Origin of the sequence: Actinomycetospora sp. NBRC 106375, assembly GCF_030269665.1 — a bacterium.
Classification (GTDB): Bacteria; Actinomycetota; Actinomycetes; order Mycobacteriales; family Pseudonocardiaceae; genus Actinomycetospora.
The window spans coordinates 424,600-446,535 of the sequence record NZ_BSTS01000002.1; the positions used below are offsets into that span (position 1 = coordinate 424,600).

Here is a 21,936-nt window from a genome sequence, read left to right on the forward strand (position 1 = left end):
GGGCGCTCCCCTCTCGCGCTAGTCCTCGGGCGCCGCGACCGGGCTCGCGAGCCCGTAGCGGGCCGCGAGCTGGCCACGGCAGATGCTGGTGTTGGCGTCGACCCCGACCTGGTACGAGCGCGCCTTGCGCAGGTGCAGGGGCAGGGCTTCGAGCCCGACCGTCCGCCCGACGGGGTCGACCACGAGCGGGGCGTCGTCGTCGGCGGCGATGCCGAGCTCGCGCCGCCGCGCACGCAGCCGCGTCAGGTCCCCACTCTCCGGGGCGTCGCCGATGGTCATCGCCGCGACGTCCTCGGGCGTCGCGCCGGCGCGCATCAGCGGCCGGACGACGAGGTCGGTGCCGGCGAGCATCGCGCGCTCGGTAAAGCTGCGCCGCAGGTCGTGCAGCTCCTCGACCGCCTCGCCGACCTCGGTGCCGGCCATCGAGTGCACGAAGCCCGCCCGTGCGGCGACACCGGCGTTGATGGCGTCGGAGGCGAAGTGGTCGATGAGCGTGACGTCGACGTCGGCGAGCCCCGGGACCTGCGACACCGCGTCCCACGCATCGGCGACCATGAGGAAGGCGAAGTTCGGGGCACAGAAGTAGGTGGGCAGGCGCAGGCGCACGTGGGCGACGGGGCCGGTCTCCTCGTCGGAGATCCGGCATTCGGCGACGAAGTCGAGCGAGACGACGTCGGCATCGAGCTCGGGGTCGCGCACGGTGCGCAGCGCCTCCCACACCCCGCTGGCCAGGGTGGCCGGCGGGGTGTCGGAGGTGAGCGTCATGCCTGGGCCACCTCGCGCTCGTCGACGAGCTGGGCGCCCTCACCCTCGGTGATCCGGCACTCGGCCGGGACCTCGATGTCGTAGAGCTTCGCGGCATTGAGGCCGAGGATCTTCTTCTTGCCGTTCGTGTCGAGCCGCGGGTAGTCGGCGAACTGGTCGTCGTCGGGCATCGACCAGTCGACGAGGCCCTCGATCTGCCACTTCGGCGTCCAGATGTTGTAGTCGGAACCGAAGGTCATCTTGTCCTCGCCGACCCAGAACAGCAGCTCGCCCATGACCTTGGCGAAGAACTTGGGACGGGCGTGCATGAGGCCGCCGACGACCACCGAGAGCCCGGCGTACACGTTGGGCTCCTGCGTCGCCATGAAGCAGAAGTCCTCGATGCGCGGCAGACCCACGTGCTCGACGATGAAGTTCAGGCCCTGGAAGTCGGTGGCCGCGTGGTCGACGTCCGAGACGTCGAAAGCGTCCTTGTCCAGCGGCCAGATCGTCGGGCCCTTGTGCACGTGGATGTTCTTGACGCCGAGCTCCTCGGCGCGCTGCAGGAAGCGGTACGCCTCCGGGTCGGTGAGCTTGTAGCCGCGCGAGTCACCGTTCCACTCGGCGGTGTAGAGCTTCGCGCCCTTGCAGCCGAACTTCCGCACGTTCTCCTCGAACTCGCGCATGCCGGCGTCGCCGTCGCGCGGGTCGAAGCGGGTGTTCAGGATGAACTTGCCCGGGTACTTCTCGGCGAGGTAGCCGTTGCGCTCGGTGGTGTTGAAGCCGTCCTTGTACCACTCGCGCAGGTACGTCGACTGGAAGATCGCGACGTCGACGTGCCCCTCCTCGAACTCCTCGCGCATCAGCTGGTCCTCGGAGACCTTCTGGAACTCCTCGAGCGGCTGGTGCGTGTCGGCGGGGCCGAGTCCCTGGTAGGCGTGGAAGCACTCGATCCAGCCCTTGGCGTACTGCTCCGCCCCCTGCACCCAGTTCTCGGGTGAGGCGTCCCAGTAGTGCATGTGGGAATCGACGATGAAGTACTTCTCGCCGTCCTTCTCGTACATGTGGTGGTGTCCTTCCTGTACTCCGCCGTCTACGGGACGAGGATCGCCCGGCCGCGGACCTTCCCCGCGTCCAGGTCGTGCAGGGCGTCCAGCGCCTGGTCGAGCCGGTACTGCACGGTGTGCAGCGTGACCTTGCCCGCCTGGGCCAGGACCATCAGTTCGGCGAGGTCGTTGTACGTCCCGACGATGTTGCCGATGATGTTCTTCTCGCCGGCGACGAAATCGAGCGTCGGAGCCCGGAACTCGCCGCCGTAGCCGAGGTTGAACTGGTAGCCGGCCGGCCCGGTCATCTGCCAGGCGTCGAGCTCCGCGCCCTGCTCGGCGACGTAGTCGAAGACGACGGTGGCGCCGCCCCCGGTCAGGTCCTGCACCGCGGCGACCTGGTTGCCGTCCGCCACCACGGTCTCGTCCGCGCCGATCTGCTTCGCCAGCTCCAGGGCGGCGGGGTTCTTGTCGACGACGATGATCTTCGTGGCGGTCAGGGCGGCGAGCGCCTGGATGCCGATGTGGCCGAGCCCGCCCGCGCCCTGCACGACCGCGGTGGTGCCGGGGTACAGGTAGGGGACCGCCTTGCGCACGGCGTGGTACGCCGTGAGCCCCGCGTCGGCCAGTGCGGCCACGTCGGCCGGCTGGGTGTCCGGGTTCAGCTTCACGCAGGCCCGGGCGGTCGTGCGCATGTACTCGGCCATGCCGCCGTCGTTGTTCGACAGGCCCGGGAAGAACGCGTCCCCCGTGCACTGCATGTCGCGACCGGCGCGGCAGGCCAGGCACAGCCCGCAGGAGGGCTGCGGGTGCAGGATCACCGTGTCGCCGACCTTGACGTTGGTGACCGCGTCGCCGACCTCGTGCACCCAGCCAGCGTTCTCGTGGCCGATGACGTAGGGCAGGTCGGGGTTCTGGATCTCCGCCCAGTCGCCGTCGACGATGTGCAGGTCGGTGCGGCACACCCCCGCGGCGCCGATCTTGACGATGACGTCGAGCGGTCCCTGGAGCTTGGGCTCCGGGATGTCGTCGATGCTCGGGTCCTGCTTGTACCCATGCACCCGCACGGCCTTCACGATGAGCTCCTCTCGGTGGTCACGGTGGTCACCCCATCGACGGGCCGAGGCCCATCGACTGCGGCGTGCTCGAGTCGGGCGCAGGCTGCGGCAGGCCCTCGTCGAGCTGGCCGAACTCTGTCATGAGGGACTTGTTCCAGGGGGTCTGTTCCTCGGCGACGAGCGAGTTCGTCGTGAGGATCAGGCCCGCCACCGAGGCGCCGTTCTGGAGCGCGGAGCGCACCACCCGCAGCGGGTCGATGATGCCGAGCTCGACCATGTTGCCGAAGCGGCCCTCGAGCGCGTCGAAGCCCTCGTCGACCCCCAGGTCGCGCGCCTGCTTGACGACGTCGCCGCCCTCGTAGCCCGCGTTGGTGGCGATGAGGTTGGCCGGCTCGGACAGGGCCGCGCGCACGATCTCGGCGCCGATGCGCCCGTCGCCGGTGAGGCCGTCGAGGTTGCCCAGCGCCGCCTCGGCGTGCAGCAGGGCCGCGCCGCCGCCGGCGACGATGCCCTCGGCCATCGCCGCGCGCGTCGCCTGCAGCGAGTCGTCGACGCGGTGGCGGACCTCCTTGAGCTCCGCGTTCGTCGGCGCGCCGACCTGCAGGATCGCGGCCTTGCCGGAGAGCCGTGCGATGCGCTCGGAGAACCAGTCCTCGTCGGTGCCGATGGTCGCGCGGTCCAGTTCGGCCCGCAGCTGGGACAGACGCGTCTCCCGGCCCACGGGGTCACCGAGGCCGCCGATGATCGCGGTCTGCTCGCTGGTGGCGCGGACCTGCGTCGCGCGGCCGAGGTGCTCGGCGCCCATCTGCTCGATCGAGAACGCCGAGGCCTTCGAGTAGACCTTGCCGCCGCAGAGGGCGGCCATGTCCTCGAGCAGGTGCACGCGCTTCTCGCCGAAGCCCGGGGCCTGGATGGCGGTGACCTTGAGGTGCCCGTTGACGTGGTTGTGCACGAGCATCTGGAGGGCGGAGCCCTCCACCTTCTCGGCGACGATCACGAGGGGCCGGGGGTCGCGCATGATCCGCTCGAGCACCGGCATGAGGGACCGGACGTCGGTGATCTTCTCGGCGGAGAAGAGGATGTAGGGGTCGTCGAGGACGGCCAGCATGGAGCCGGGGTCGGTGACCAGATACGGCGAGACGTAGCCGTTGTCGAACTCGAAGTCCTCGACGAAGTTCACGTGCAGGCCGAGCATCGGGCCGTCGTCGACGGTGATGACGCCGTCGTCGCCGACGGTGTGGAGGGTCTCCGCGACGACACGGCCGATCGAGTCGTCGTCGTTGGCGGAGATCGCGGCGACCCGCGACAACGCGTCGACGTCGTCCACCGGGTGCGCCACCGTCGCGAGGTGCTCGACGACCCGCGCCACGGCGGCGTCGATCCCGCGCTTGACCAGCACCGGGTTGCCGCCCTGGCCGATGGCCTTGAGGCCCTCGCGGACGATCGCCTGGGCGAGCACGGTCGACGTGGTGGTGCCGTCGCCGACCACGTCGTTGGTCTTGACGGCGGCCTCCTTGAGGACCTGCGCGCCCATGTTCTCGAACTGGTCGCGCAGGTAGATCTCTCGCGCGATCGTCACGCCGTCGTTCGTGACCTCCGGGGTACCCGTGATCTTCTCGAGGATGACGTTGCGTCCCTTGGGCCCGAGCGTCGATTTGACCGCTTCGGCGAGCTGGTCGACTCCAGCCTGGAGAGCCCTGCGCGCGTCGGCGCCGAATCGCAGTTCCTTGGCCATGTCCTCACTTCTCCGGTGCTCTGGGGCGCGAACGGGGAGTCAACGGTTCTGTCACGAACGGCACCGGGTCGTCGCACGTCCGCCCCGTGCGGACGTGCGACGACCCGAGAGCCGGTGTCCTACTTGTTCACCACGGGGGGCAGCATGTCGCCGATGAACTCGGCGGCCTCCTCGAGATTCCCGAACATGATCGTCCGGTCATCCATGTGGATCATCTTCCCGTAGTGGGTCGACATGTTCTCCTCGAACTCGGCGGCGTTGTAGAAGTCGGGCTCCTCGCCGAGCGCCTCGGAGATCTCCGAGTACACGAAGTCCATGCGGCCCTGGCAGTCCACGCGGATCATGGACGGCAGGTGCTTGACCGTCACGTTCTCCTGGCGGTCCATCACCTCCGCGACGACCACGCCGACCTGGTTGTTCATCAGGGTCACGCCGGCCATGCCGGACTCGGTGTTGTCCTGCTTGAACGGGCTCTCGGCCGTCTTGAAGCTCCTGGTCACTGGTTCAGCTCCTTCGGGGGCTCGAGTCCGAGGTCGGAGAGGATGCCGGCGAAGCGGCTCTTGGCGCGGTCGAGGCTGTCCTCGAAGCGAGGGGGCTTGGCGTCCGGCTGCGACCACAGCGGCTGCATCGTGCGGGCCGCCTCGAGGCACTTCGGCACCCACTTGGCCGTCCAGCTGTCGAACAGCTGCTTGTTGTGATCCGCGAACTCGCGGTCCTGGGTGAGCGGGGCGAAGGCGGCGACGGTCCAGCGCAGGTCACGCTGGGCGAAGTCGTACTCGCCGGCGCCCATCACAGTGGGCGTCACGTAGTCGCCGTTGCCGGCGGCCGACTGCATGACCAGGTTCGAGCGGAAGAGCTCGCCGAGCAGGGGCTCGAAGACGATGTTGGTGGCGAAGATCATCTCGCCCCAGTCGTCCTCGATCGCGGTGATCTCCTCGACGACCTTGCGGACGCCCTGCCACTCGGCGTCGGAGTTCCAGGCCGCCGTGTGCGCGGAGCCGTCGAAACCCTCGATCTCCTCGCTGAGGGTGAGGTTGTACAGCGCCAGGTCCTGCGCGAAGCGGATCTTGTGCTCGCTGTTCACCACCATCGCCGTGTTGTGCATGTTCGTCGGGCCCGAGCGGTTGCAGCCGGCGAACACGTAGAGCCCGAGGACGTGCTCGATGTGCATCCAGGCGCCGACGTTGCGCTCGACGAAGCGGACCCAGTTCTGCGTCCACTGCTCGAAGGCCTTCGCGTTGCGGGCGTTCTCGACGTTCTGGGTGACCTGCCGGACAACGTTGGCGTTGTTCCGGTACATCGTGAGTTCCCACTCCTCGTTGGGATCACGGAACTCGTGCCACCCGTGGGCGGGCCAGTTCTCGATCGGCTTGCCGCCGGAGCCGGGGCCGCGCTCGGGCTCGGGGTCGTCGACGCCCCACGCCTTGAGCTTGGTCCAGGTCAGCGGGTAGCCGCGGGAGCCGTCGGCGAAGCCGTAGATCCAGCCCTGGGTGAGGTAGTGGCGGGGATCCGGCTGGACCTCGACCGTCACGTCCTCGTAGTGGGTCTGCTTGCGCTTCGCCGGCTTGAAGTAGTTGTAACGCCGGGCGCCGGGCCCGGAGTCGGGGAACTCCTTGGCGCCCGCTTCCGCGTCGGTGAAGACGGGCTTCGGAACGCTCCGCTCGGGACGTTCTTCGGTGCTTGTCATGGTCAGCCCTCGTCCTCCGGCTCTCCGGTGGTGGTGAACTTGTCGTAGTAGATGTGCTGCTCGTCCATTCCGCGCTGGGTCAGCAGGGCGATTGCCGCATCCACCATCGGCGGCGGCCCGCACACATACGCATCCATCCCTTCCAGCCCCGGCTCGTTCGCCCGGACGACCTCGGTGATGAGGCCGGTCGCGCCGTCCCAGTCGTCGCCGTCGTGCTCGGAGAGCGCGGGGACGTACTGGAAACCGGGGATCTTCTCCTCGAGGGCGCGCAGTTCGTCCTCGAAGCACAGGTCGGCCTTCGTGCGGGCGCCGTAGTACAGGCGCGCCTTGCGCTCGCCGTCCTTCTCCGCGAGGGCCCGCAGGAGACCGAGCAACGGGGCCATGCCCGCGCCGCCACCGATGAAGACGATGTCCGAGGTCCGGTTCTCGCGGAGGGTGCAGGTCCCGAAGGGCGCCTCCACCTCGATGCGGTCGCCGACCGCCACCTTGTTCTCGAGGAACTGGGAGAACGCGCCGTCCGGGTAGATCTTGATGACGAACTCGAACACGCCTTCGCGGTTCGGGAGGTTGGCCATCGAGAACGACCGGACCTCGCCGGTGTCGGGCACCGTCAGGTCCATGTACTGACCGGGGAAGAACTTGATGTCCTCGCCGGCCACCTGCTTCACCACGAGGTGGCGCATGTCCTTGGTGACCGGCTCGTTGGACACCACCTCGACGGTGCCCTTCCGCAGCGGGAGGCCACTCCGGATGATCTCCTCGTCGTAGTTGAGGAGCTCGATCACGAGATCGTCGTAGGCGTGGGCGCGGCAGAGGAGCGTCTGGCCCTCCTCGCGCTCCATGTCCGGCAGCGCGAAGGTCGAGTACCTGTCGAGGTCGATGTCGTCGACATCGCCCTCGAGGACGAACGATTTGCAGGCGGCGCACTGGCCTTCCTTGCAGCCGTGCATCAGCTGCAGACCCTGCTCCGAGGCGGCTCGCAGGATCGTCTGGTCCTCGTCGACCTCGATCTCGATGCCCACCGGTTCGAAACGGACCCGGTGCTTGTCACCCATCGATGGCTTCTCCGTTCGGGAGCTGGATGCCGAAATCCGGGCAAATCGGTCAGAATTGCCCGGACGAGGGCGTGAGGGATCGAGGGGGGCCGGTGTGACCCGGCCCCCCTCTCACCTCACCGTGCTGGTCTGGACCAGCCGGCCAACTGCTAGCTGGTCGCGTCGGCCGGACGCCCGGCCGGGCCCTGGCGGTTGTAGTCCGCCACGAAGGCCTCGCGGTCCGCGTCGCTCATCTCGTTGAGGATGACGTTGGGGCTGGCCACGTGCGGCATGCGCCGCAGGTGGTCGAGCGTCCACATCTTCTTCGGGTCGAGATCGAGGTGCGGCTGCGCCGTCATGGTCTTGCCGTCGTCACGGACGAAGCCCATGTCGGAGACCACGTCGGCCCAGTTCCAGCCGTGGTACAGCGTCTCCCACTCGCGGTGCCCGACGAGCTTGCCCATGTTCGGGGTCTCGCGGCCCTGGTAGGTCGGGCGGAACGCCTCGGCGTCCGTCCAGCGGCAGGCCTCGTGGCAGTACGTGCGCCACTGGCCGTCCACCTTGTCGACGACCATGTCCTCGCGCACCAGGCAGGGGACCATGCAGGTCCAGCAGCGGTGCGGGTACACGTAGTCGACGTCCTCGGCGACGATCGGGTGGTGACCGTTCGGCTTCGCCAGACGGTTGTAGTTCTCCCACCACTTGCCGTACTTGTCGTACCAACCCGGGTACTTGTACTCGAACCACTCGAAGTCTTCGTCGGTCATGCCGTCGATGCGCCAGTAGTTCGCGAGCCACCCGGTGGCGAAGAACTGCGCGACCTCGTGGACGTAGCCCTTGTTCCAGATCTGGTTCCAGGACTCCTCGACCAGGTCGTGCGGGATCACGAGGCCGTACTTCTCGAGCGGCAGCAGGTACGCCCGGTAGTAGTCGTCGTAGATCCAGCGGCGCCACATCTCGGCGTAGGACTCACGGTCCTTGCGCCGGTCCTTGGTGCCGTACTCGATGAACGTGCCGATGGCGGCGTCCACCACGCGGTGGTTGTTCCACCACGCGTAGCGCAGGTCGCGCTCGAGGAGCTGGCGGTTGTCCTCGTCCGACAGCGCCATGAGCAGCGTGGCGTAGCCGTTCGAGATGTGCCGCGACTCGTCGGACTGGACCGAGTGGAACACCGTGGGCAGCAGGTAGTCACCGTTCGCCGCGGCCTCGGCCGGCATGGCCACGAACAGGGTGTTCGTGAACGCCGTCTCGGCGACGATCGTCAGGTAGATGCTGGCCGCGGTGATCGCGTCACCGGTGATGAAGCCCTCGGCGAACTGACGGCCGATGGTGCCGCAGTAGTCCGAGTGGAAGTTCCGGAGGGTGTTGTTGAAGCCCGCCGGGTCGATGTAGTTGTTCATGTACAGCCGCTTGAGGTTCTGCTGGATCGTGCTGTGCCGAACCTCGTCGATCATCTGGATCGCCTGGCCGTTGTGCAGCTCCGGGTTCGGAACCGCCTGGAACAGCATCGGCATCGACCGTGCGGCCGAGATCTCCGGCAGCGGGATGATCGAGAGGAACAGCTTCTGCCACTCCAGCCAACGCTCCTGGACCTGGCGGAACATGTTCCCGCGGATCGCCCCGTCGGAGGCGCCGTACACGCGGTTGTCCTTCTCCTCCTGCATGGGGAAGTAGGACCGGAGGACCTGCTTGAGCGGGTCCTTCTTGGCCGCCTTACGGAACGTGTAGTCCGTCCCGTACTTCATGTACGGCTCGTGGTACTGCGGCTCCCAGGAAAGTTCCTGGATCTTCTGGTGAGCCTTCGCCAAACTCTGACGGCTCATCTTCTTCTCCTTGTGGAGTTCCAGCTCGGCGTACGGGGTTCCGCAGCCGTGGTTCGTGGTGGTGTGGCCGGGCGTCCCGGGGGTGTCAGTTCCCCCGGGGGACGGGATCGGCCGGCAGCGGCGGCGGGAGGTCCCGGTCGGACTCCTGCCAGCCGCGTGTCGCGGTGCTGGCGACGTCGCGGACGGCGCTGGTGAGCTCGTCGGCGTCGGTCGCGAACTTCCGCGCCGGCGTCGAGATCGCGATGCTGGCCGCGACCTGGCCGTCCGGCGCGAAGATCGGCGCCCCGATGCAGCAGAAGCCCTCGGCGTACTCCTCGCGGTCCACCGCGTAGCCGCGCTTGCGGACCCGCGCGAGCTCGAGCTCGATCGCCGGGGTGCTCGTGATCGTCGTGCCCGTGAACGCGGCGAGGTCACCGCGCGTCGTCATGAGCGCGGTGCGCGTGCCGGACGACGCGATGAGGGCCTTCGTCACGGCGAGCGCGTGGGCGGAGGCGAGCGGGATCCGCTCGGCGAGGTCGGGGATGCGCGCCAGGCCCTGGTGGCCGCGCGCGTCCACGATCACCGTCGCGTCGTCGTCCTCCCACCGCGCGAGGTAGGTGCGCTGGCGGGTGCGCCAGTAGAGCTCGGTCACCGCGTCCGAGAGGCGCTCCGGGAGCTCGTAGCGGGAGTACTCGTCGTGCGCCTCGGACTCGCCCCAGGACTCACCCCAGGGCGGGGCCTCCTGCAGCCGGAACGTGCCGCCCTGCCGGTCGCGGACCGCGAAGCCCTCCTGGCAGAGCGTGTTGAGGAGGTAGCGCGCGGTCGCGGTGCTCTTGCCGAGCTCCGCGGCGAGCGCCTCGGCGGTGACACCGCCGTCGGCGGCGCCCAGGAAACGCAGCGCCGCCAGCGCCTCGGCTGCGGTCTTCAGGGAGCGGCCCCCGCCGACACCGCGGCCGTGGCGCGGTTCGATCATGGTGCCTCCTCCCCGTCGTCGGCCCCGTCATCGGGTGGTCCGTGCTGCTCCGACCGGCCGCTCGCTCGCCGTCGTGCGGAGGTCACTGAACGCGGCAGCGACCCTTGTGGTCAACATCACGGTTTTCGCGTGCAGATGCTGCACCCGCCGCTGGCCGCAGCGCTGCGACCGCTGCCCGTGCCGTGTTCGCAGGTCACGGCGGCGAACGGCCGACGAGCGGTCGCCGCACGGCGGCCCCGAGAGCCCTCCACGGACCAAGATCTCGTGCGGATCCGCCGGTTCCCTCGGTCACAGGACGCGCGCCCGACGCGGTGTCCGCGCGCCCTGAACCGGCGGCCGGTCGGCACTAGGCTCGGCGCGCGTGAGCACCCGGCTGGCGCTGAGCCGCGACTACCCGCACGGCGTCCCCGCCTTCGCGGCCGCGCTCGCCGACCCGGAGTTCCACCGCGTGAAGCTCGACGTCGACGGCTCCGGCCGGATCGAGGTGGCCGCCTTCGCGCGCGACGACGACCCCGGCGGGCGGCAGCGGATCCGGGTCGTGCTGCGGCAGCCCGTCCCCCCGGGGCAGGTCCCGGCGGTCGTCGAACGCCTGCTCGCGGGCGTCCTCGTCATCGAGCGCACCGAGGAGTGGCGTCTGGGACCCGACCGCTGCGACGGCCGCGCCCAGGTCGCCGTGCCGGGCACGCCGATCAGCGCCGCGGGCACCATGTCCGTGACCGCCGGGGCGCCGGACCACAGCCGCCTCAGCGTGGACCTCGCGATCACGGCCGCGGTGCCGCTGCTGGGCGGGGGCATCGAGCGTGCGGTGGTCACCGGCATCCGCGGGCTCACGGGCACCGAGCACGACCGGATCTCGCGCTGGCTCGCCGGCGCCGAGCGGGCGGGCTGATGCCCGCACGCCGCCGTCGCCGGCCCGGGTCGGACCGGCTCTACGTCACGTCGTCCGACGGCCTGCCCCTCGGTCACCTCGACCTCGTCACCCGCGTCGCGCACGACGTGCCCGCCGGCTACCGGGAGCGGTTCGTCCAGGAGGCCAACGCGTGGCTGTGGCAGAACGGCCTGCCGCCGATGGGCGGCCCCGCGGAGGTCGCCGAGCCCGCGGCCCTCGGCGCGGGCGCCGAACCCCCGGCCGGCGGGTGGGATCCGGCGTGGGACGACCTCGCCCTGCACCGTCCCGGCCACGGGCTGCTCGAGGAGGCGGCGGAGGCGCGGGCCGCCCAGGGCACCGGGGCCGACCGGCCCTACCGGCTGCGCGCCGACGGTCAGCACGCGGTGGCCGAGGCGCTGGGCAAGCTGACCCGCCCGCCGACGCTGCGACGCGGGCGCGGCGCCCGCTGGCGCATCCTGCACGCGGTGCCGATGGCGGCGCCAGACGGCGACGTCGTCCTCGACCACGTGCTCATCGGCCCGCCCGGGCTGTTCCTCATCGAGGACGTCAACGTCCCCGGCGGCCGGGTGGTCCTCGAGAACCAGACCGTCGAGCTCGGCGACGGCACGATCATGAGCCTCGAGGAGCGCCGGCAGATCGCGGCGGAGGCGGCGGAGCGCGTGTCGGTGGCGCTGGCCCGGGCCGCCGGCGCGAGCGAGACCCTCGACCCGCCCGCCGTGCACCCGGTGATCGCCGTCGTCGGCGCGATCCTCTCCGGGGCGGGGCGCCCGCGCGGGGTGACGGTCTCGCGCATCAGCCAGCTGCCCCGGCTGCTCTCGGCGTTCGGCGCGCCGCTGTCCGACCTCGCCGTCGCCCAGATCTTCGAGGTCGCCCGGCGCTCGGGCACGTGGAGCCCGTGACCCCCGAGCTGCGCCGCGCCCGCGTCGCGGTGATCGCGATGTTCGTCGTCAACGGGGCGACGTACAACAGCATCGTCCCGCGGTTCCCGACGCTGCGCGACGACCTCGGGCTGTCGAACGCGGCCCTGGGCACCGCGATCGCCGCCTTCCCCCTCGCGGCGCTGCTGTTCGGGATCCTCGCGGGCCCCCTCATCGCCCGGGTCGGCAGCGGCCGGGCCGGCGCCGGGGTCGGGCTCGCCGGGGCGGTGCTGCTGCCCGCGGTGGCCCTGGCGCCGTCGTGGTTCGCGCTGGCCGCGGCGCTGTTCGTCCTCGGCCTGACCGACGCGTGGGCGGACGCGGCGATGAACGCGCACGGCCTGCGGGTGCAGACCGGCTACGGGCGCTCGATCGTCAACGGCCTGCACGCGGTGTGGAGCGTGGCCGCGGTCGGCGCGGGCCTGCTCGGCGCCGCGGCCGCGGGGTTCGGGGTGCCGCTGCTCGTGCACCTCGGCTCCGTCGCGGCGGTGCTGGTCGTCGTCTCGCTGCTGGCGTGGCGGTGGGCCCTGCCGGGACCGGAGCCCGAGGCCGAGCACGACCCGGCCGACGACACCGCCGGCGGGCGGCGCGGCCCGATCCGCGCCGTGCTGGTGGCGGCCGGGCCGCTGCTCGCGCTGGCCGCGCTGCTCGTGGCCTCGGGCGGGATCGAGGACTCGGCGGCGTCGTGGGGCGCGATCTACGTGCGCGACGACCTCGGCGGCGGCGCGTTCGTCGCGGGCCTGCCGTTCGTCGCGTTCCAGACCTTCATGACGCTCGGGCGCCTCGCGGGCGACCGGGTCGTCGACCGCTTCGGTCCGGTCGCGGTGGCGCGCACCGGGGCGGCGCTGGCGGCGGTCGCCATGGGGACAGCGCTGCTCGTGGCCCACCCGGTCGCCGCCGTCACGGGGTATGCGCTGACCGGGCTCGGCGTGTCGACGCTGTTCCCCCTCGGGTTCGCCGCCGCCGGCCGCGTGCCCGGCGTGCGCCCCGGCGACGGCATCGCGGTGGTCGGGTGGCTCGCGCGGCTGGGCTTCCTGGTGTTCCCGCCGGTCATCGGCGCCGTCGCCGACCGGGTGTCCGTCGGCGCGGGGCTCGTGCTCGTGCCGATCTCCGCGGTCGTCGCGATCGTGCTGGCGGGGTCGCTGCGCCCGCGGGGGACACTGTCGCGGTGAGCGATCTCGACGACGTCGTCAGCGCCCTGGTCGCGCCGCTCGATCCACTCGAGGACGCCGTCGCGGCGCTGGGCCGCGACGCGGGGCTGGTGGCGTGGTGGGGCACCGACGTCGCGATCGAGGCGCTCCTCACCGGGTCGAGCTCCGCTCCGCTGCGTCTCCCGCCGCACCCGACCGACGCCGGCTGGACGCTGCTCGACGTCGGCGACGCGACGATGCTGCGCAACCGCGTCACCCGCCAGGACCTGTACCGCACCGGCGTCTCGCCGTTCCGGCGCGCGCTGGCCGGCCTGCTGCTCGACGACCTCGCGCTCGCCCCGACCTGGGCCGCCGACGTCCTCCTCACCCGCGCCGACGAGGACCGGCTGGGCGAGTGGATGCGCGCGCACCTGCGCCTGTCGACCGTGCTGCACCCCGACCGCAAGCTGCTCCTGGGCCCGGTGCGCGACGCGCTGGCGCCGGGGCTGCGCGAGGACGGCGCCACCGCCCGCGCCGCCCGCGACCGCTTCGCCGCCGCCGCCGGCCCCCGCCCCCACCGCGACCCCTCCGTCCCCTTCCAGCGTCCGTAGCCATGTGAGCAGTTGGCGCCCCCATCGGGGCGCCAACTGCTCACGTACGACGGTCGGCGCAGCGCACGCAGGTGCGGGCGGCGGGGCGGGCCTCGAGGCGTTCGGCGGCGATCGGGCGCCCGCAGCGCTCGCAGGCCCCGTACGTGCCGGCGTCGACGCGCGCCCGGGCGGCGTCGACCTCGGCGAGGTCGTGGCGCGCGGCGGCGAGGAGGGCGGCGACCTGGGCGCGGTCGTAGGCGATCGTCTGGCCCTCGGGGTCGTGCTCGTCGTCGCCCGAGCTCGCCGAGGCCGTCTCGACGATCTCCGCGAGCTGGGCCTCCAGCGCCGCGATGCGCGCGACCGCGTCGTCGCGCGCCCCGTCGAGCCCGCTCACACCACGGTCGGCAGGGCCCGCGGGGCGATCTCGACGGTCACGCCGCGGTCGGACCCCAGGTCGAGCACCTCGCCGTCGAGCTGCACCGGCAGCGGCGAGCGGGTGCGGAACGCGAAGCGGTCGGTGCGCGGCTGCGGGCCCAGACCGCCGACGGCCGCCCGCACCGCGTACGCCAGCAGCCGCAGCTTCGAGCGGTGCGGCAGCGTGACGACCTCGAACAGCCCGTCGGCCGGGTCGCCGTCCGAGAGCGTCACGTACTTCGCCATCTCCGTGGTGTTGGCGAGGATCAGGCTGTCGAAGCGCCGCTCGCCCTCGCCTTCCACGTCCACCGCGAACGGCCGGAACCGGGAGAACGCGCGCACCGTGGTGACGATCTCGCGCACCGAGCCCTTGCCGCCGCGCTCGAGCTCGAGGGCGACGGTCGGGGTGATGCCGAGCCCCAGGTAGGAGTGCGCCCAGCGCGGCGCGTCGCCGTCCACCGACACCCGCAGCAGGTCGAGGTGCTGGAGCCGGGCCGCGGCGATGGCGTCGACGAGGGGGCGCTCGCGGGTCGCGCGGCGGTGGTCGTTGGCGTTGCCGGCCGGCAGCACCGCGGCCGGGGCGGCCGCCACCGTGCCGTCGCCGGCGGCCATCACGCCCTGGACGACCTCGTGGTAGCCGCCGTCCCCGCTGACCGAGACCACCAGCGTGCGGCCCGCCCGGGCCTCCTCCTCGGCGATGACGCGGGCGTGCCCGGCGTACTCGGTGGCCTTCAGAGCGACCGCCAGCTGCGGCGCCGTCTCCTCCAGCGTGGCGCGGCACCGGCGGGCGCGCTGCTCGCCGTCGCCGCTGCTCTGCGGGTTGTAGACGAGCACGACCCGGTCGTAGGCGGGCATCGGGGACGGTTCGGACGGCACGGCCACCCGTGCAGCGTACGACGGTCAGCGCAGCGCGAGGACGACCTCGACGGCCTCCGGCAGCGTGGCGACCGCCGGGGCGACGGTCCGCAGATCGGCCTCGTGGTGGGTGGAGTGCTCCGCGACGAGCACGCAGGCGCTGCCGACCGCGGCCGTCGCGGCCGCGTCGTCGAGCGTGTCGCCGACCAGCACGACCCGCGCGGGATCCAGGCCGAGGGTGTCGAGGTGCCTCGCGAGCGCGTCGGCCTTGCTGCGCCCGTCGTGGTGGTGGTCGCCGTCGACGCGGGCGAACCAGTCGTGCAGCCCGCGGCGCCCGAGGGTCGCGTGGAGCTCGTCGTGGGCGAGCATGCTCAGGACCGACTGGCCGAACCCGGCACCCGCGAACCGCTCCAAGGCGTCCCGCGCCCCGTCCGCCAGCGGCAGCGTTGGCTCGGCGCCCCGGTAGTGCTCGCCGAACACCGCGTTCAGGCGCGCCCACTCGTCGTCGGGGACCTCCCGGCCGACGAGGTCGGCGTAGAACGCCCGCAGCGGGCGCCGGAACGTCGACCGGTAGCGCTCGAGGTCCAGCGACGACGCCGCGCCGACGGCCTCCAGGCTGGCGTTGGAGGCGTCGACGACCGCGTGCACGTCGGCGAGCAACGTGCCGTTCCAGTCCCAGACGACGTGGTCGACCACGGATCCCATGATCCGCTACCGGTCGAGGTGGTCCAGCAACGCCTGCAGTGACCGCACGCGCGTGTGCCGCAGGACGTCGTGCGGGTCGTCGGAGTCGGTCTGCTCGAGCCACGTTTCGGTGTCGCCGCGGTCGGTGACCGCGAACCAGACCGTGCCCGGGGGCTGGTCGTCCTGCGGTTCCGGACCGCCGGCCCCGCTGACGGCCAGCGTCAGGTCCGCACCGAGCAGGTCGGCGGCCTTCTCGGCCATCGTCCGCACCGCGGGCTCCGAGACGACGGGGCCGTCGGGCACGCCGAGCGCGCCGTGCTTCGTCGTCCGGTCGTAGGCGACGACGCCGCCGCGGAACCACTCGCTGGAGCCCGGCGAGGCCGCCAGGTCACTGCACACCAGCCCGCCCGTCAGCGATTCGACGACCGCCAGCCGACGCCCGTCCCGGGACGCCACCTGCGACACCGACCGCGCGAGCTCCTCCGGATCCTCCGACACCGTGCACCTCCTCGTGCGCCGCCGAACGGCGTTGCCGATCGGGGCACGGAGGAAACGCGTCAGGGACGGAAGCGGCGCAGGCGCAGGCTGTTGCCGACGACGAAGACGCTCGAGAGCGCCATCGTCACGCCCGCGATCATGGGGTTGAGCAGCCCCGCGACCGCGAGCGGCAGGGCGGCGACGTTGTAGGCGAACGCCCAGAAGAGGTTGCCCCGGATCGTGCCCAGGGCCCGGCGGGCCAGGCGCAGCGCGTCGGGCACCGCGCGCAGGTCGTCGCGGACGAGGGTGACGTCGCCGGCCTCGATGGCCATCGCCGTCCCCGTGCCCATGGCGACGCCGAGGTCGGACTGCGCGAGCGCGGCCGCGTCGTTGACGCCGTCGCCGACCATCGCGACCGTCGCCCCGTTCTCCTGCAGGCGCCGGACCTCGTCGGCCTTCTCGGTGGGCAGCACCTCCGCGACGACGTCGCCCGGGTCGATGCCGACCTCGGCGGCCACGGACCGCGCGGCGGCGGGGTTGTCGCCGGTCAGCAGCACCGGGCGCAGGCCGCGCGCCCGCATCTCGGCGACGGCCTCGGCCGAGCCCTCGCGGACGGTGTCGGCGACGGCGAGCACGGCCCGCGCCCGCAGCGTCCCGGACCCGTCGTCCCAGGCCACGACCACCGTCGTCGCGCCCCGCGCGGCGGCGTCGTCCAGGGCCGCGTCCAGCTCGGACGCCAGCGGGACGCGCCACTCGTCGAACAGACGCCGGCGCCCCGCCAGCACGCGGGTGCCGTCGACGGTGCCGACCACGCCCAGCCCGTCGAGGGCCTCGACGTCGGCGACGCCGGCCCGCTCGACGTACTCCGGCACCTCGTCGCGGGCGGCCGCCGCGATCGCGCGCGCGACCGGGTGCTCGAGGCGCGCCTCGAGGGCGCCGACGCGGGCGAGGACCTCGTCGCGCCCGACGCCGCCCGTCGTCGCCAGCCCCCGGAGGGTCATGCGACCGGTGGTCACCGTGCCGGTCTTGTCCAGAACGATCGTGTCGACCCGCCGCGTGGACTCGAGCACCTCGGGCCCGCGCAGCAGGATCCCGAGCTGGGCGCCGCGGCCGGTCGCGACGGCGAGCGCCGTCGGGGTCGCGAGCCCGAGCGCGCAGGGGCACGCGACGACGAGGACGGCCATCCCCGCGGCGACCGCGAAGCCCCAGCCCTCGCCGGAGACGCCCCAGAACAGCAGCGTGAACAGCGCCACGAGCATCACGACGGGCACGAAGAACGCCGAGATGCGGTCGGCCAGCCGCTGGATGGCGGTCTTGCCCTCCTGCGCCTCCTGGACGCGGCGCGCCATCCGCGCCCACTGGGTGTCGCCGGCGGCGCGGGTGGTCTCGACGACGACGCGGGCGGTCTCGTTGCGGGTGCCCGCGAGCACCTCGGCGCCGGACTCGATGTCGATCGGGGTGGACTCGCCGGTCATGGCGCCGGCGTCGACGCTGGACCGGCCCTCGACGACGCGCCCGTCGAGCGGGAACGGCTCGCCCGCGGCGACCGCGACCCGGTCCCCGGGCTGGACCCGGTCGACGGGGACCGGCAGCTCACGGGCGCCCGCGACGACCCGCGCCTCGAGCGCCGGCGGAGTCATCAGCGCCGCCGACACCCCGAGGGCCCGCCGCCGCCCGCGGCGCTCGATCCAGCGCCCCAGCAGCGCCGCCGTCGTGATCGCGGCCGCGGTCTCCAGGTAGATCGTGCGGGAGCCGTCGAACTGGTCGGGCTGGGGGACGAGGTAGATGCCGTGGCGCATGCCGCCCAGGCCCGCGCCGCCGAAGAAGAGCGTCCACAGCGACCAGCCGAAGGCCGCGAGCGTGCCCACCGAGACCAGCGTGTCCATCGTCGCCGAGAGATGACGCAGGTGCCGTGCGGCGGCGCTGTGGAAGCGCCACCCGCCCCAGATCACCACCGGCGCGGCGAGCACCAGGCAGAACCACTGCCAGTACCGGAACTGCCAGGCGGGGTTCATCGACACGGCGATGATCGGCAGCGTGAGGGCCAGGCACACCAGTGCGCGGTGGCGCAGAACGCCGATCTCGGGGTCGGGCGGCGCCTCGGCCGCCGTGCCCGACGCCGGCGTCGCGGCCGCGTGCCCGGCGGCGCCCTCGGGCGCCGGGCGGGGTGCCGGGAGGGCCGGGTCGGGCGCTCCGGGGGTCGCCGCGGGCACGAGCGGCGCGGCGGGGGCGGCACCGAAGCCGAGCCCGGTGACAGCCGCGACGAGCTCGGCGGGGTCCTGTTCGGGCGGGTGGGTGACCCGCGCGCGGCCCGAGGCGTAGTTCACGCTCGCCTCGACGCCGGGCAGCCGGCCCAGCTTCTTCTGGATCCGTGCGGCGCACGTCCCGCAGGTCATGCCGGTGACGGCCAGCTCCGTCGTCACCGTCGGGGTCCCGGACGGCCCCGCGTGATCCGCGACGTCGGTCGCCACGCCGCCACCTCCCCGGTCTGGTCGTCGGTCGACGGCGCGACGCTAGGGGTCACCTCCGCGCGGGCGCCGGGAGCTGAGAACCCCCGACGGCCCGTCCGACGACCGCTCCCTTCGGGCACGACGAGCGGTCGACGGGTAGCCCGGATGGCGTAGCACACGTTCTCAGCCGCGGCGGTGTCGACCGAGGTGACGATCGGGTAGGCCCGCGCCCGACCGAGGACCACCGACCGCAGGAGGCACCCATGGCGGAGGACACCGGCGCCGAGGACCTGAAGGGCCGCGCCAAGGAGGCCGTCGGCGCCATCACGGGCCAGGACGACTGGGCCCGCGAGGGCAAGGAGCAGCAGAAGAAGGCCGACGCCGAGGACACCGCCCGCCAGAAGGAGGCGGAGGCCCAGAAGGCCCGCGCCGAGGCGGACAAGAAGGAAGCCGACCAGAAGAAGCACCAGTAGTCGGCGACATCCCGCACACGGCCCCGGACCGGCACGACGCCGGTACCGGGGCCGTCGTGTGTCCGGGGGACCGCGCGGCGTAACGACCGTGATCGCCACACCGATGCCCGTGCGTCACACCGGGTCGTCGGAGGAGCAGCAGTGACGGTGCTCGTCGTCCTGAGTGCGGTGGTCCTGGGGATCGTCGCCGGGTTCGAGCTGCGGTTCGTCGGCCTCTGGCTGCTGGTGCGCCTGGCCGACGCGGTCGAGGGCGCCGACCCGCGCGACCACCGCCACTACGGCGACTTCCGCCGGGTGATGGACGAACGCGGCGTCGCCGGGCTGGACCTCGCGTGGCGCTCGGAGCCCGACGCCCGCGGGCGGGCCGCCGACCGTCCCGACTGGCAGCTCCACAGCGGGTTCTGACGTTAGGGGCGGCCGCCGCGTGGGGTACATCGCGGCCAGGCTGACCGGATGCCCGCGGGCTGATCGTCGGCTCAGGTCCCGCCGGTTCCCTGTCATGAGCCGGCGGGGCCGCCCGACGCCTCCCGCGTCGGCCCGTCACCCGATCGGCGACCGCCCGTGTCGTCTTTCGGCACGGACACACCGACGGGCCGCACCCTGCCCGGTGCGGCCCGCCGGCTCGTCGCTCGCGCGACCTGCCCGGTAAGTCGCGCCGGCGATCACGGGCGTTAGTCCACGTCCGGGTGAAGCGCTCCCGTCCCGCGTCACGACGAGCGGGGGTCGGCGTCACGCCACGGCGTTGCGCCGGCGGCGGTAGGCACCGCCCCAGGCGTGGCTCGCGAGATCGGCGAACACGGCGATCGCGAGCCAGATCCAGTCCGGCCCGACGACGCCGCCCGGCGCGACGAGCATGTACATCAACGTCGTCCACGGAAGCAGCAGGAAGCCGAGGATCGGCCACAGCAGCGTCCCGAAGGTGACGCTCCACTGCAGCGGGGCGAGCAGCCACCACACGACGATCACGAAGCGCGGGCCGAAGACCAGCAAGAGGATGAGCAGGCACACGCTGCGGTGATAGCAAGCGGCACGGGACCGCGTCCCCACCCGCAGAGGATGATCCGTGGGGTCTGGCGGCCGTTCTACCAGCGCCGACACGGAGCGCTACGCGGACCAGTGCGAGGTGACCCGACCGGGGGTGGGGAGTGGGACGGTTGCTCCGTTCGGCACCGCGGAACTCCACGGAAGCACGAACGGACCCGACGTGCGCCACGCCGCCACCGAGCCGTGGACCGTGGCAGCGCCGGCTCGGGGCCCGGCGACTTGAAGGACGCCGGCGGGCCCAGGGGGGAGCGTGCCCGGTGGCGACCACAACGGTCGAACAGATCGATGGCGGCGTGGACGCCCATCCGATTCCTCGCGGCGCGCCGGTCCAAACCGCGGAATCCCGCGGACGACGCTCCCGCCGCCGAACCGCCGGAATCCGTCGCCGAACGGCGCGGTGAGGTCACGCCAGCAGGGTCCCCGGAGCCGGCTCGTAGGGCGCGAAGAAGTCGTTCGCGCTCGCCCCAACCAGGGTGAGCACCAGCGCGGGTACCGCGACGCCGTCGATCTGTTCGCGGACGACGTCGGCGTGCCGGGCGTACTCCTCGAGCAGGTGCACCAGGTAGTAGCTAGGCCGCCAGGGCTCGCCGTGGGGTCGGACGATAATCCGCGCCGCTACGAGTCGGCCTGGACGGCGAGAGTCTCGCAGATCAGCTCGGTCGGATCGATGTTCAGACCGGCTGCTGCGCAGCCCCGGGCCGCCACCTCCGGCTGCCCCCGGCGCGTGGCGCCCGCCCAGGGTCACCGAGCCGGCCTCATGGCGTGCTGCTCACCGCTCGCGATGTGTCGTGGCGTTCCTTCGGCCCGCAGGCCGCGGTGACGTCGCTGTCCCATCGTCGCGGCCAGCATCCACAGACCGGCGCCCACCGCCAGAGCCTGCAGCCCCTCGCGGGCATCCCCAGCGATCTCCCCCACGCGAGGCTGACCTGCTCGGGCAACGCCGGCGCCGGCGAGCCCATGTCCCCACCGGGCACAAGAGGGCAACCTCGTGGCGTGGACGCTCTCCAGATGGCGACGGCCGAGCGGACCGACCTGGCGGATCTCCTGGCGACGCTGAGGCCCGAGCAGTGGGAAGCCCCGTCGCTGTGCGAGGGCTGGCGCGTCCGCGACGTGGTCGCTCACGTCATGAGCTTCGACGTCAGTTTGCTTGGGATGTCGCGCCGTGCGATCCGCGGTCGGATCGTCCGCACCAACCAGGCCGGCGTCGACGAACTCGCGCTACTCAGTACCGATGCGCTCCTCGACAAGCTAAGAGCTCACCTGCGGCCACAGCGGCTGGCCGCAGCCTTCGGGGGACGCCTCGCCCTGCTCGACGTCACCGTTCATCACCAAGACATCCGACGGCCACTGGATCTGCCGCGCGACATTCCGGTCGAACGGCTGCGCCTGGTCCTGGACTGCAGCCTGCGCAGTCTGGAGCTGCCGACCTGGCGCATCGCCCGCGGCGTACGCCTGGTGGCGTCCGATCTGGACTGGAGCCACGGCTCAGGGCCAGAGGTGTCCGGACCGGCGGAGGCCATACTGATGGCGATCACCGGTCGGCCATGCGCGGCCGGTGAGCTGACCGGTCCAGGGCGACCGGTCGTGGCCGCCCGGCTTGCTCACTGACCTCATCGGCGAACCACCGGGAACCGCATGGGTGGCGCGGCGACTGCCCGCCTGCCGGACGGGTCCTTGTCCGCGCAACCTTCCGCTGCCCGCGGACACTCTTCGATACGAGCTTCTCCAGTGATCTACGCTGTGTTGGCGGTGGGCCGCGTGTAGCGGGACCAACGTCCTCGCCTGACCCATCGCCACCGAGCCGGCCTGGGGCCAGATCAAGTCGTCCTAGTGGGGCCAGCGGGAGTTGACATTCTCACCGCGACGGCCATCGCCGTGACGGTCCTGGGGGCTATCGGCTCGGGGCGGGACTGTCCGACGAGCGGCGGCCGCGGGTG

The 21,936-nt window shown here is 72.3% G+C and carries 23 protein-coding genes; 7 read left to right on the plus strand and 16 right to left on the minus strand.

The genetic code is table 11. From position 1 onward, the window contains the following. Positions 1 to 18 precede the first annotated feature (18 nt). The 9 genes from QSK03_RS05590 to QSK03_RS05630 form a co-directional block, all read right to left on the minus strand. Positions 19 to 765 carry an iron-sulfur cluster assembly protein gene (locus QSK03_RS05590; RefSeq protein ID WP_285649134.1) on the minus strand — a complete coding sequence of 249 codons (747 nt, stop codon included), beginning with the start codon at positions 763 to 765 and terminating at the stop codon, positions 19 to 21. Further along, positions 762 to 1,808 (minus strand): amidohydrolase family protein, encoded by a 1,047-nt coding sequence (locus QSK03_RS05595; RefSeq protein ID WP_285649136.1) that lies wholly within the window; start codon positions 1,806 to 1,808, stop codon positions 762 to 764. The genes QSK03_RS05590 and QSK03_RS05595 overlap by 4 nt, the downstream gene beginning before the upstream one ends. A gap of 29 nt (positions 1,809 to 1,837) precedes the next feature. Continuing rightward, on the minus strand, positions 1,838 to 2,866 hold the full coding sequence (locus QSK03_RS05600; RefSeq protein ID WP_285649138.1) for an NAD(P)-dependent alcohol dehydrogenase: 1,029 nt from the start codon (positions 2,864 to 2,866) through the stop codon (positions 1,838 to 1,840). A gap of 28 nt (positions 2,867 to 2,894) precedes the next feature. Beyond that, positions 2,895 to 4,583: a chaperonin GroEL gene (gene groL / locus QSK03_RS05605; RefSeq protein WP_285649141.1), complete on the minus strand. Its 1,689-nt coding sequence runs from the start codon at positions 4,581 to 4,583 to the stop codon at positions 2,895 to 2,897. A 119-nt stretch (positions 4,584 to 4,702) separates the two neighbouring features. Beyond that, positions 4,703 to 5,083 (minus strand): propane 2-monooxygenase effector subunit MimD, encoded by a 381-nt coding sequence (mimD, locus tag QSK03_RS05610; protein ID WP_352231948.1) that lies wholly within the window; start codon positions 5,081 to 5,083, stop codon positions 4,703 to 4,705. Next, the gene (locus tag QSK03_RS05615; RefSeq protein WP_285649144.1) at positions 5,080 to 6,270 is read right to left on the minus strand and encodes a ferritin family protein; all 1,191 of its coding nucleotides are present in this window, start codon (positions 6,268 to 6,270) and stop codon (positions 5,080 to 5,082) included. Before QSK03_RS05615 ends, mimD begins: the two co-directional genes overlap by 4 nt. A gap of 2 nt (positions 6,271 to 6,272) precedes the next feature. Further along, the gene (locus tag QSK03_RS05620; RefSeq protein WP_285649145.1) at positions 6,273 to 7,325 is read right to left on the minus strand and encodes an NADH:ubiquinone reductase (Na(+)-transporting) subunit F; all 1,053 of its coding nucleotides are present in this window, start codon (positions 7,323 to 7,325) and stop codon (positions 6,273 to 6,275) included. Between the two features lie 149 nt (positions 7,326 to 7,474). Next, positions 7,475 to 9,127 (minus strand): ferritin family protein, encoded by a 1,653-nt coding sequence (locus QSK03_RS05625; protein ID WP_285649147.1) that lies wholly within the window; start codon positions 9,125 to 9,127, stop codon positions 7,475 to 7,477. An 85-nt stretch (positions 9,128 to 9,212) separates the two neighbouring features. After that, positions 9,213 to 10,079, minus strand: coding sequence for an IclR family transcriptional regulator (locus tag QSK03_RS05630; RefSeq protein WP_285649151.1), 867 nt, complete (start codon positions 10,077 to 10,079; stop codon positions 9,213 to 9,215). A 361-nt stretch (positions 10,080 to 10,440) separates the two neighbouring features. On the opposite strand from QSK03_RS05630, the gene QSK03_RS05635 reads away from it, so the two are divergent. From QSK03_RS05635 to QSK03_RS05650, 4 genes are read left to right on the plus strand one after another with little or no spacing between them, the layout of a single operon-like run. Next, the gene (locus QSK03_RS05635) at positions 10,441 to 10,968 is read left to right on the plus strand and encodes a DUF2505 domain-containing protein (RefSeq protein WP_285649153.1); all 528 of its coding nucleotides are present in this window, start codon (positions 10,441 to 10,443) and stop codon (positions 10,966 to 10,968) included. Then, on the plus strand, positions 10,968 to 11,867 hold the full coding sequence (locus tag QSK03_RS05640; RefSeq protein ID WP_285649155.1) for a nuclease-related domain-containing protein: 900 nt from the start codon (positions 10,968 to 10,970) through the stop codon (positions 11,865 to 11,867). Before QSK03_RS05635 ends, QSK03_RS05640 begins: the two co-directional genes overlap by 1 nt. Beyond that, positions 11,864 to 13,054: an MFS transporter gene (locus tag QSK03_RS05645; protein WP_285649158.1), complete on the plus strand. Its 1,191-nt coding sequence runs from the start codon at positions 11,864 to 11,866 to the stop codon at positions 13,052 to 13,054. Before QSK03_RS05640 ends, QSK03_RS05645 begins: the two co-directional genes overlap by 4 nt. Further along, the gene (locus QSK03_RS05650) at positions 13,051 to 13,623 is read left to right on the plus strand and encodes a GIY-YIG nuclease family protein (RefSeq protein WP_285649160.1); all 573 of its coding nucleotides are present in this window, start codon (positions 13,051 to 13,053) and stop codon (positions 13,621 to 13,623) included. The genes QSK03_RS05645 and QSK03_RS05650 overlap by 4 nt, the downstream gene beginning before the upstream one ends. A 40-nt stretch (positions 13,624 to 13,663) precedes the next feature. Here QSK03_RS05650 and QSK03_RS05655 read toward each other — a convergent pair whose 3' ends face one another. The 5 genes from QSK03_RS05655 to QSK03_RS05675 are packed head-to-tail and all read right to left on the minus strand — an operon-like array spanning position 13,664 to position 18,503. Beyond that, on the minus strand, positions 13,664 to 13,996 hold the full coding sequence (locus tag QSK03_RS05655) for a TraR/DksA family transcriptional regulator (protein WP_285649162.1): 333 nt from the start codon (positions 13,994 to 13,996) through the stop codon (positions 13,664 to 13,666). Beyond that, a complete protein-coding gene (locus QSK03_RS05660) occupies positions 13,993 to 14,898 on the minus strand; it encodes a diacylglycerol/lipid kinase family protein (protein ID WP_285649164.1) in 906 nt (301 codons plus the stop codon). Before QSK03_RS05660 ends, QSK03_RS05655 begins: the two co-directional genes overlap by 4 nt. Positions 14,899 to 14,916: 18 nt before the next feature. Next, positions 14,917 to 15,567: an HAD family hydrolase gene (locus QSK03_RS05665; protein ID WP_285649166.1), complete on the minus strand. Its 651-nt coding sequence runs from the start codon at positions 15,565 to 15,567 to the stop codon at positions 14,917 to 14,919. A 15-nt stretch (positions 15,568 to 15,582) separates the two neighbouring features. Continuing rightward, on the minus strand, positions 15,583 to 16,053 hold the full coding sequence (locus tag QSK03_RS05670; protein ID WP_285649168.1) for a CinA family protein: 471 nt from the start codon (positions 16,051 to 16,053) through the stop codon (positions 15,583 to 15,585). A 59-nt stretch (positions 16,054 to 16,112) separates the two neighbouring features. Further along, the gene (locus tag QSK03_RS05675; RefSeq protein WP_285649171.1) at positions 16,113 to 18,503 is read right to left on the minus strand and encodes a heavy metal translocating P-type ATPase; all 2,391 of its coding nucleotides are present in this window, start codon (positions 18,501 to 18,503) and stop codon (positions 16,113 to 16,115) included. A 242-nt stretch (positions 18,504 to 18,745) separates the two neighbouring features. Between QSK03_RS05675 and QSK03_RS05680 the strand changes: the two genes are divergently transcribed. Both QSK03_RS05680 and QSK03_RS05685 read left to right on the plus strand, forming a co-directional pair. Next, positions 18,746 to 18,955 carry a CsbD family protein gene (locus QSK03_RS05680; protein WP_285649173.1) on the plus strand — a complete coding sequence of 70 codons (210 nt, stop codon included), beginning with the start codon at positions 18,746 to 18,748 and terminating at the stop codon, positions 18,953 to 18,955. Positions 18,956 to 19,096: 141 nt separating this feature from the next. Next, positions 19,097 to 19,360 (plus strand): hypothetical protein, encoded by a 264-nt coding sequence (locus QSK03_RS05685; RefSeq protein ID WP_285649175.1) that lies wholly within the window; start codon positions 19,097 to 19,099, stop codon positions 19,358 to 19,360. A 324-nt stretch (positions 19,361 to 19,684) separates the two neighbouring features. Here the strand turns inward: QSK03_RS05685 and QSK03_RS05690 are convergent, their stop codons facing one another. Both QSK03_RS05690 and QSK03_RS05695 read right to left on the minus strand, forming a co-directional pair. Further along, complete coding sequence (locus QSK03_RS05690) at positions 19,685 to 19,963, minus strand: hypothetical protein (RefSeq protein WP_285649176.1); 279 nt, start codon at positions 19,961 to 19,963, stop codon at positions 19,685 to 19,687. Between the two features lie 439 nt (positions 19,964 to 20,402). Next, a complete protein-coding gene (locus tag QSK03_RS05695; RefSeq protein WP_285649177.1) occupies positions 20,403 to 20,744 on the minus strand; it encodes a mycothiol transferase in 342 nt (113 codons plus the stop codon). Positions 20,745 to 20,992: 248 nt separating this feature from the next. Between QSK03_RS05695 and QSK03_RS05700 the strand changes: the two genes are divergently transcribed. Beyond that, positions 20,993 to 21,607, plus strand: coding sequence for a maleylpyruvate isomerase family mycothiol-dependent enzyme (locus QSK03_RS05700; protein ID WP_285649196.1), 615 nt, complete (start codon positions 20,993 to 20,995; stop codon positions 21,605 to 21,607). Positions 21,608 to 21,936: the final 329 nt, after the last annotated feature.

Coding starts and splice junctions, on each gene's coding strand:
- QSK03_RS05590 (WP_285649134.1), bottom strand. CDS start 765: ATGACGCTCACCTCCGACACCCCGCCGGCCACCCTGGCCAGCGGGGTG.
- QSK03_RS05595 (WP_285649136.1), bottom strand. CDS start 1,808: ATGTACGAGAAGGACGGCGAGAAGTACTTCATCGTCGATTCCCACATG.
- groL (WP_285649141.1), bottom strand. CDS start 4,583: ATGGCCAAGGAACTGCGATTCGGCGCCGACGCGCGCAGGGCTCTCCAG.
- QSK03_RS05615 (WP_285649144.1), bottom strand. CDS start 6,270: ATGACAAGCACCGAAGAACGTCCCGAGCGGAGCGTTCCGAAGCCCGTC.
- QSK03_RS05620 (WP_285649145.1), bottom strand. CDS start 7,325: ATGGGTGACAAGCACCGGGTCCGTTTCGAACCGGTGGGCATCGAGATC.
- QSK03_RS05625 (WP_285649147.1), bottom strand. CDS start 9,127: ATGAGCCGTCAGAGTTTGGCGAAGGCTCACCAGAAGATCCAGGAACTT.
- QSK03_RS05630 (WP_285649151.1), bottom strand. CDS start 10,079: ATGATCGAACCGCGCCACGGCCGCGGTGTCGGCGGGGGCCGCTCCCTG.
- QSK03_RS05640 (WP_285649155.1), top strand. CDS start 10,968: ATGCCCGCACGCCGCCGTCGCCGGCCCGGGTCGGACCGGCTCTACGTC.
- QSK03_RS05680 (WP_285649173.1), top strand. CDS start 18,746: ATGGCGGAGGACACCGGCGCCGAGGACCTGAAGGGCCGCGCCAAGGAG.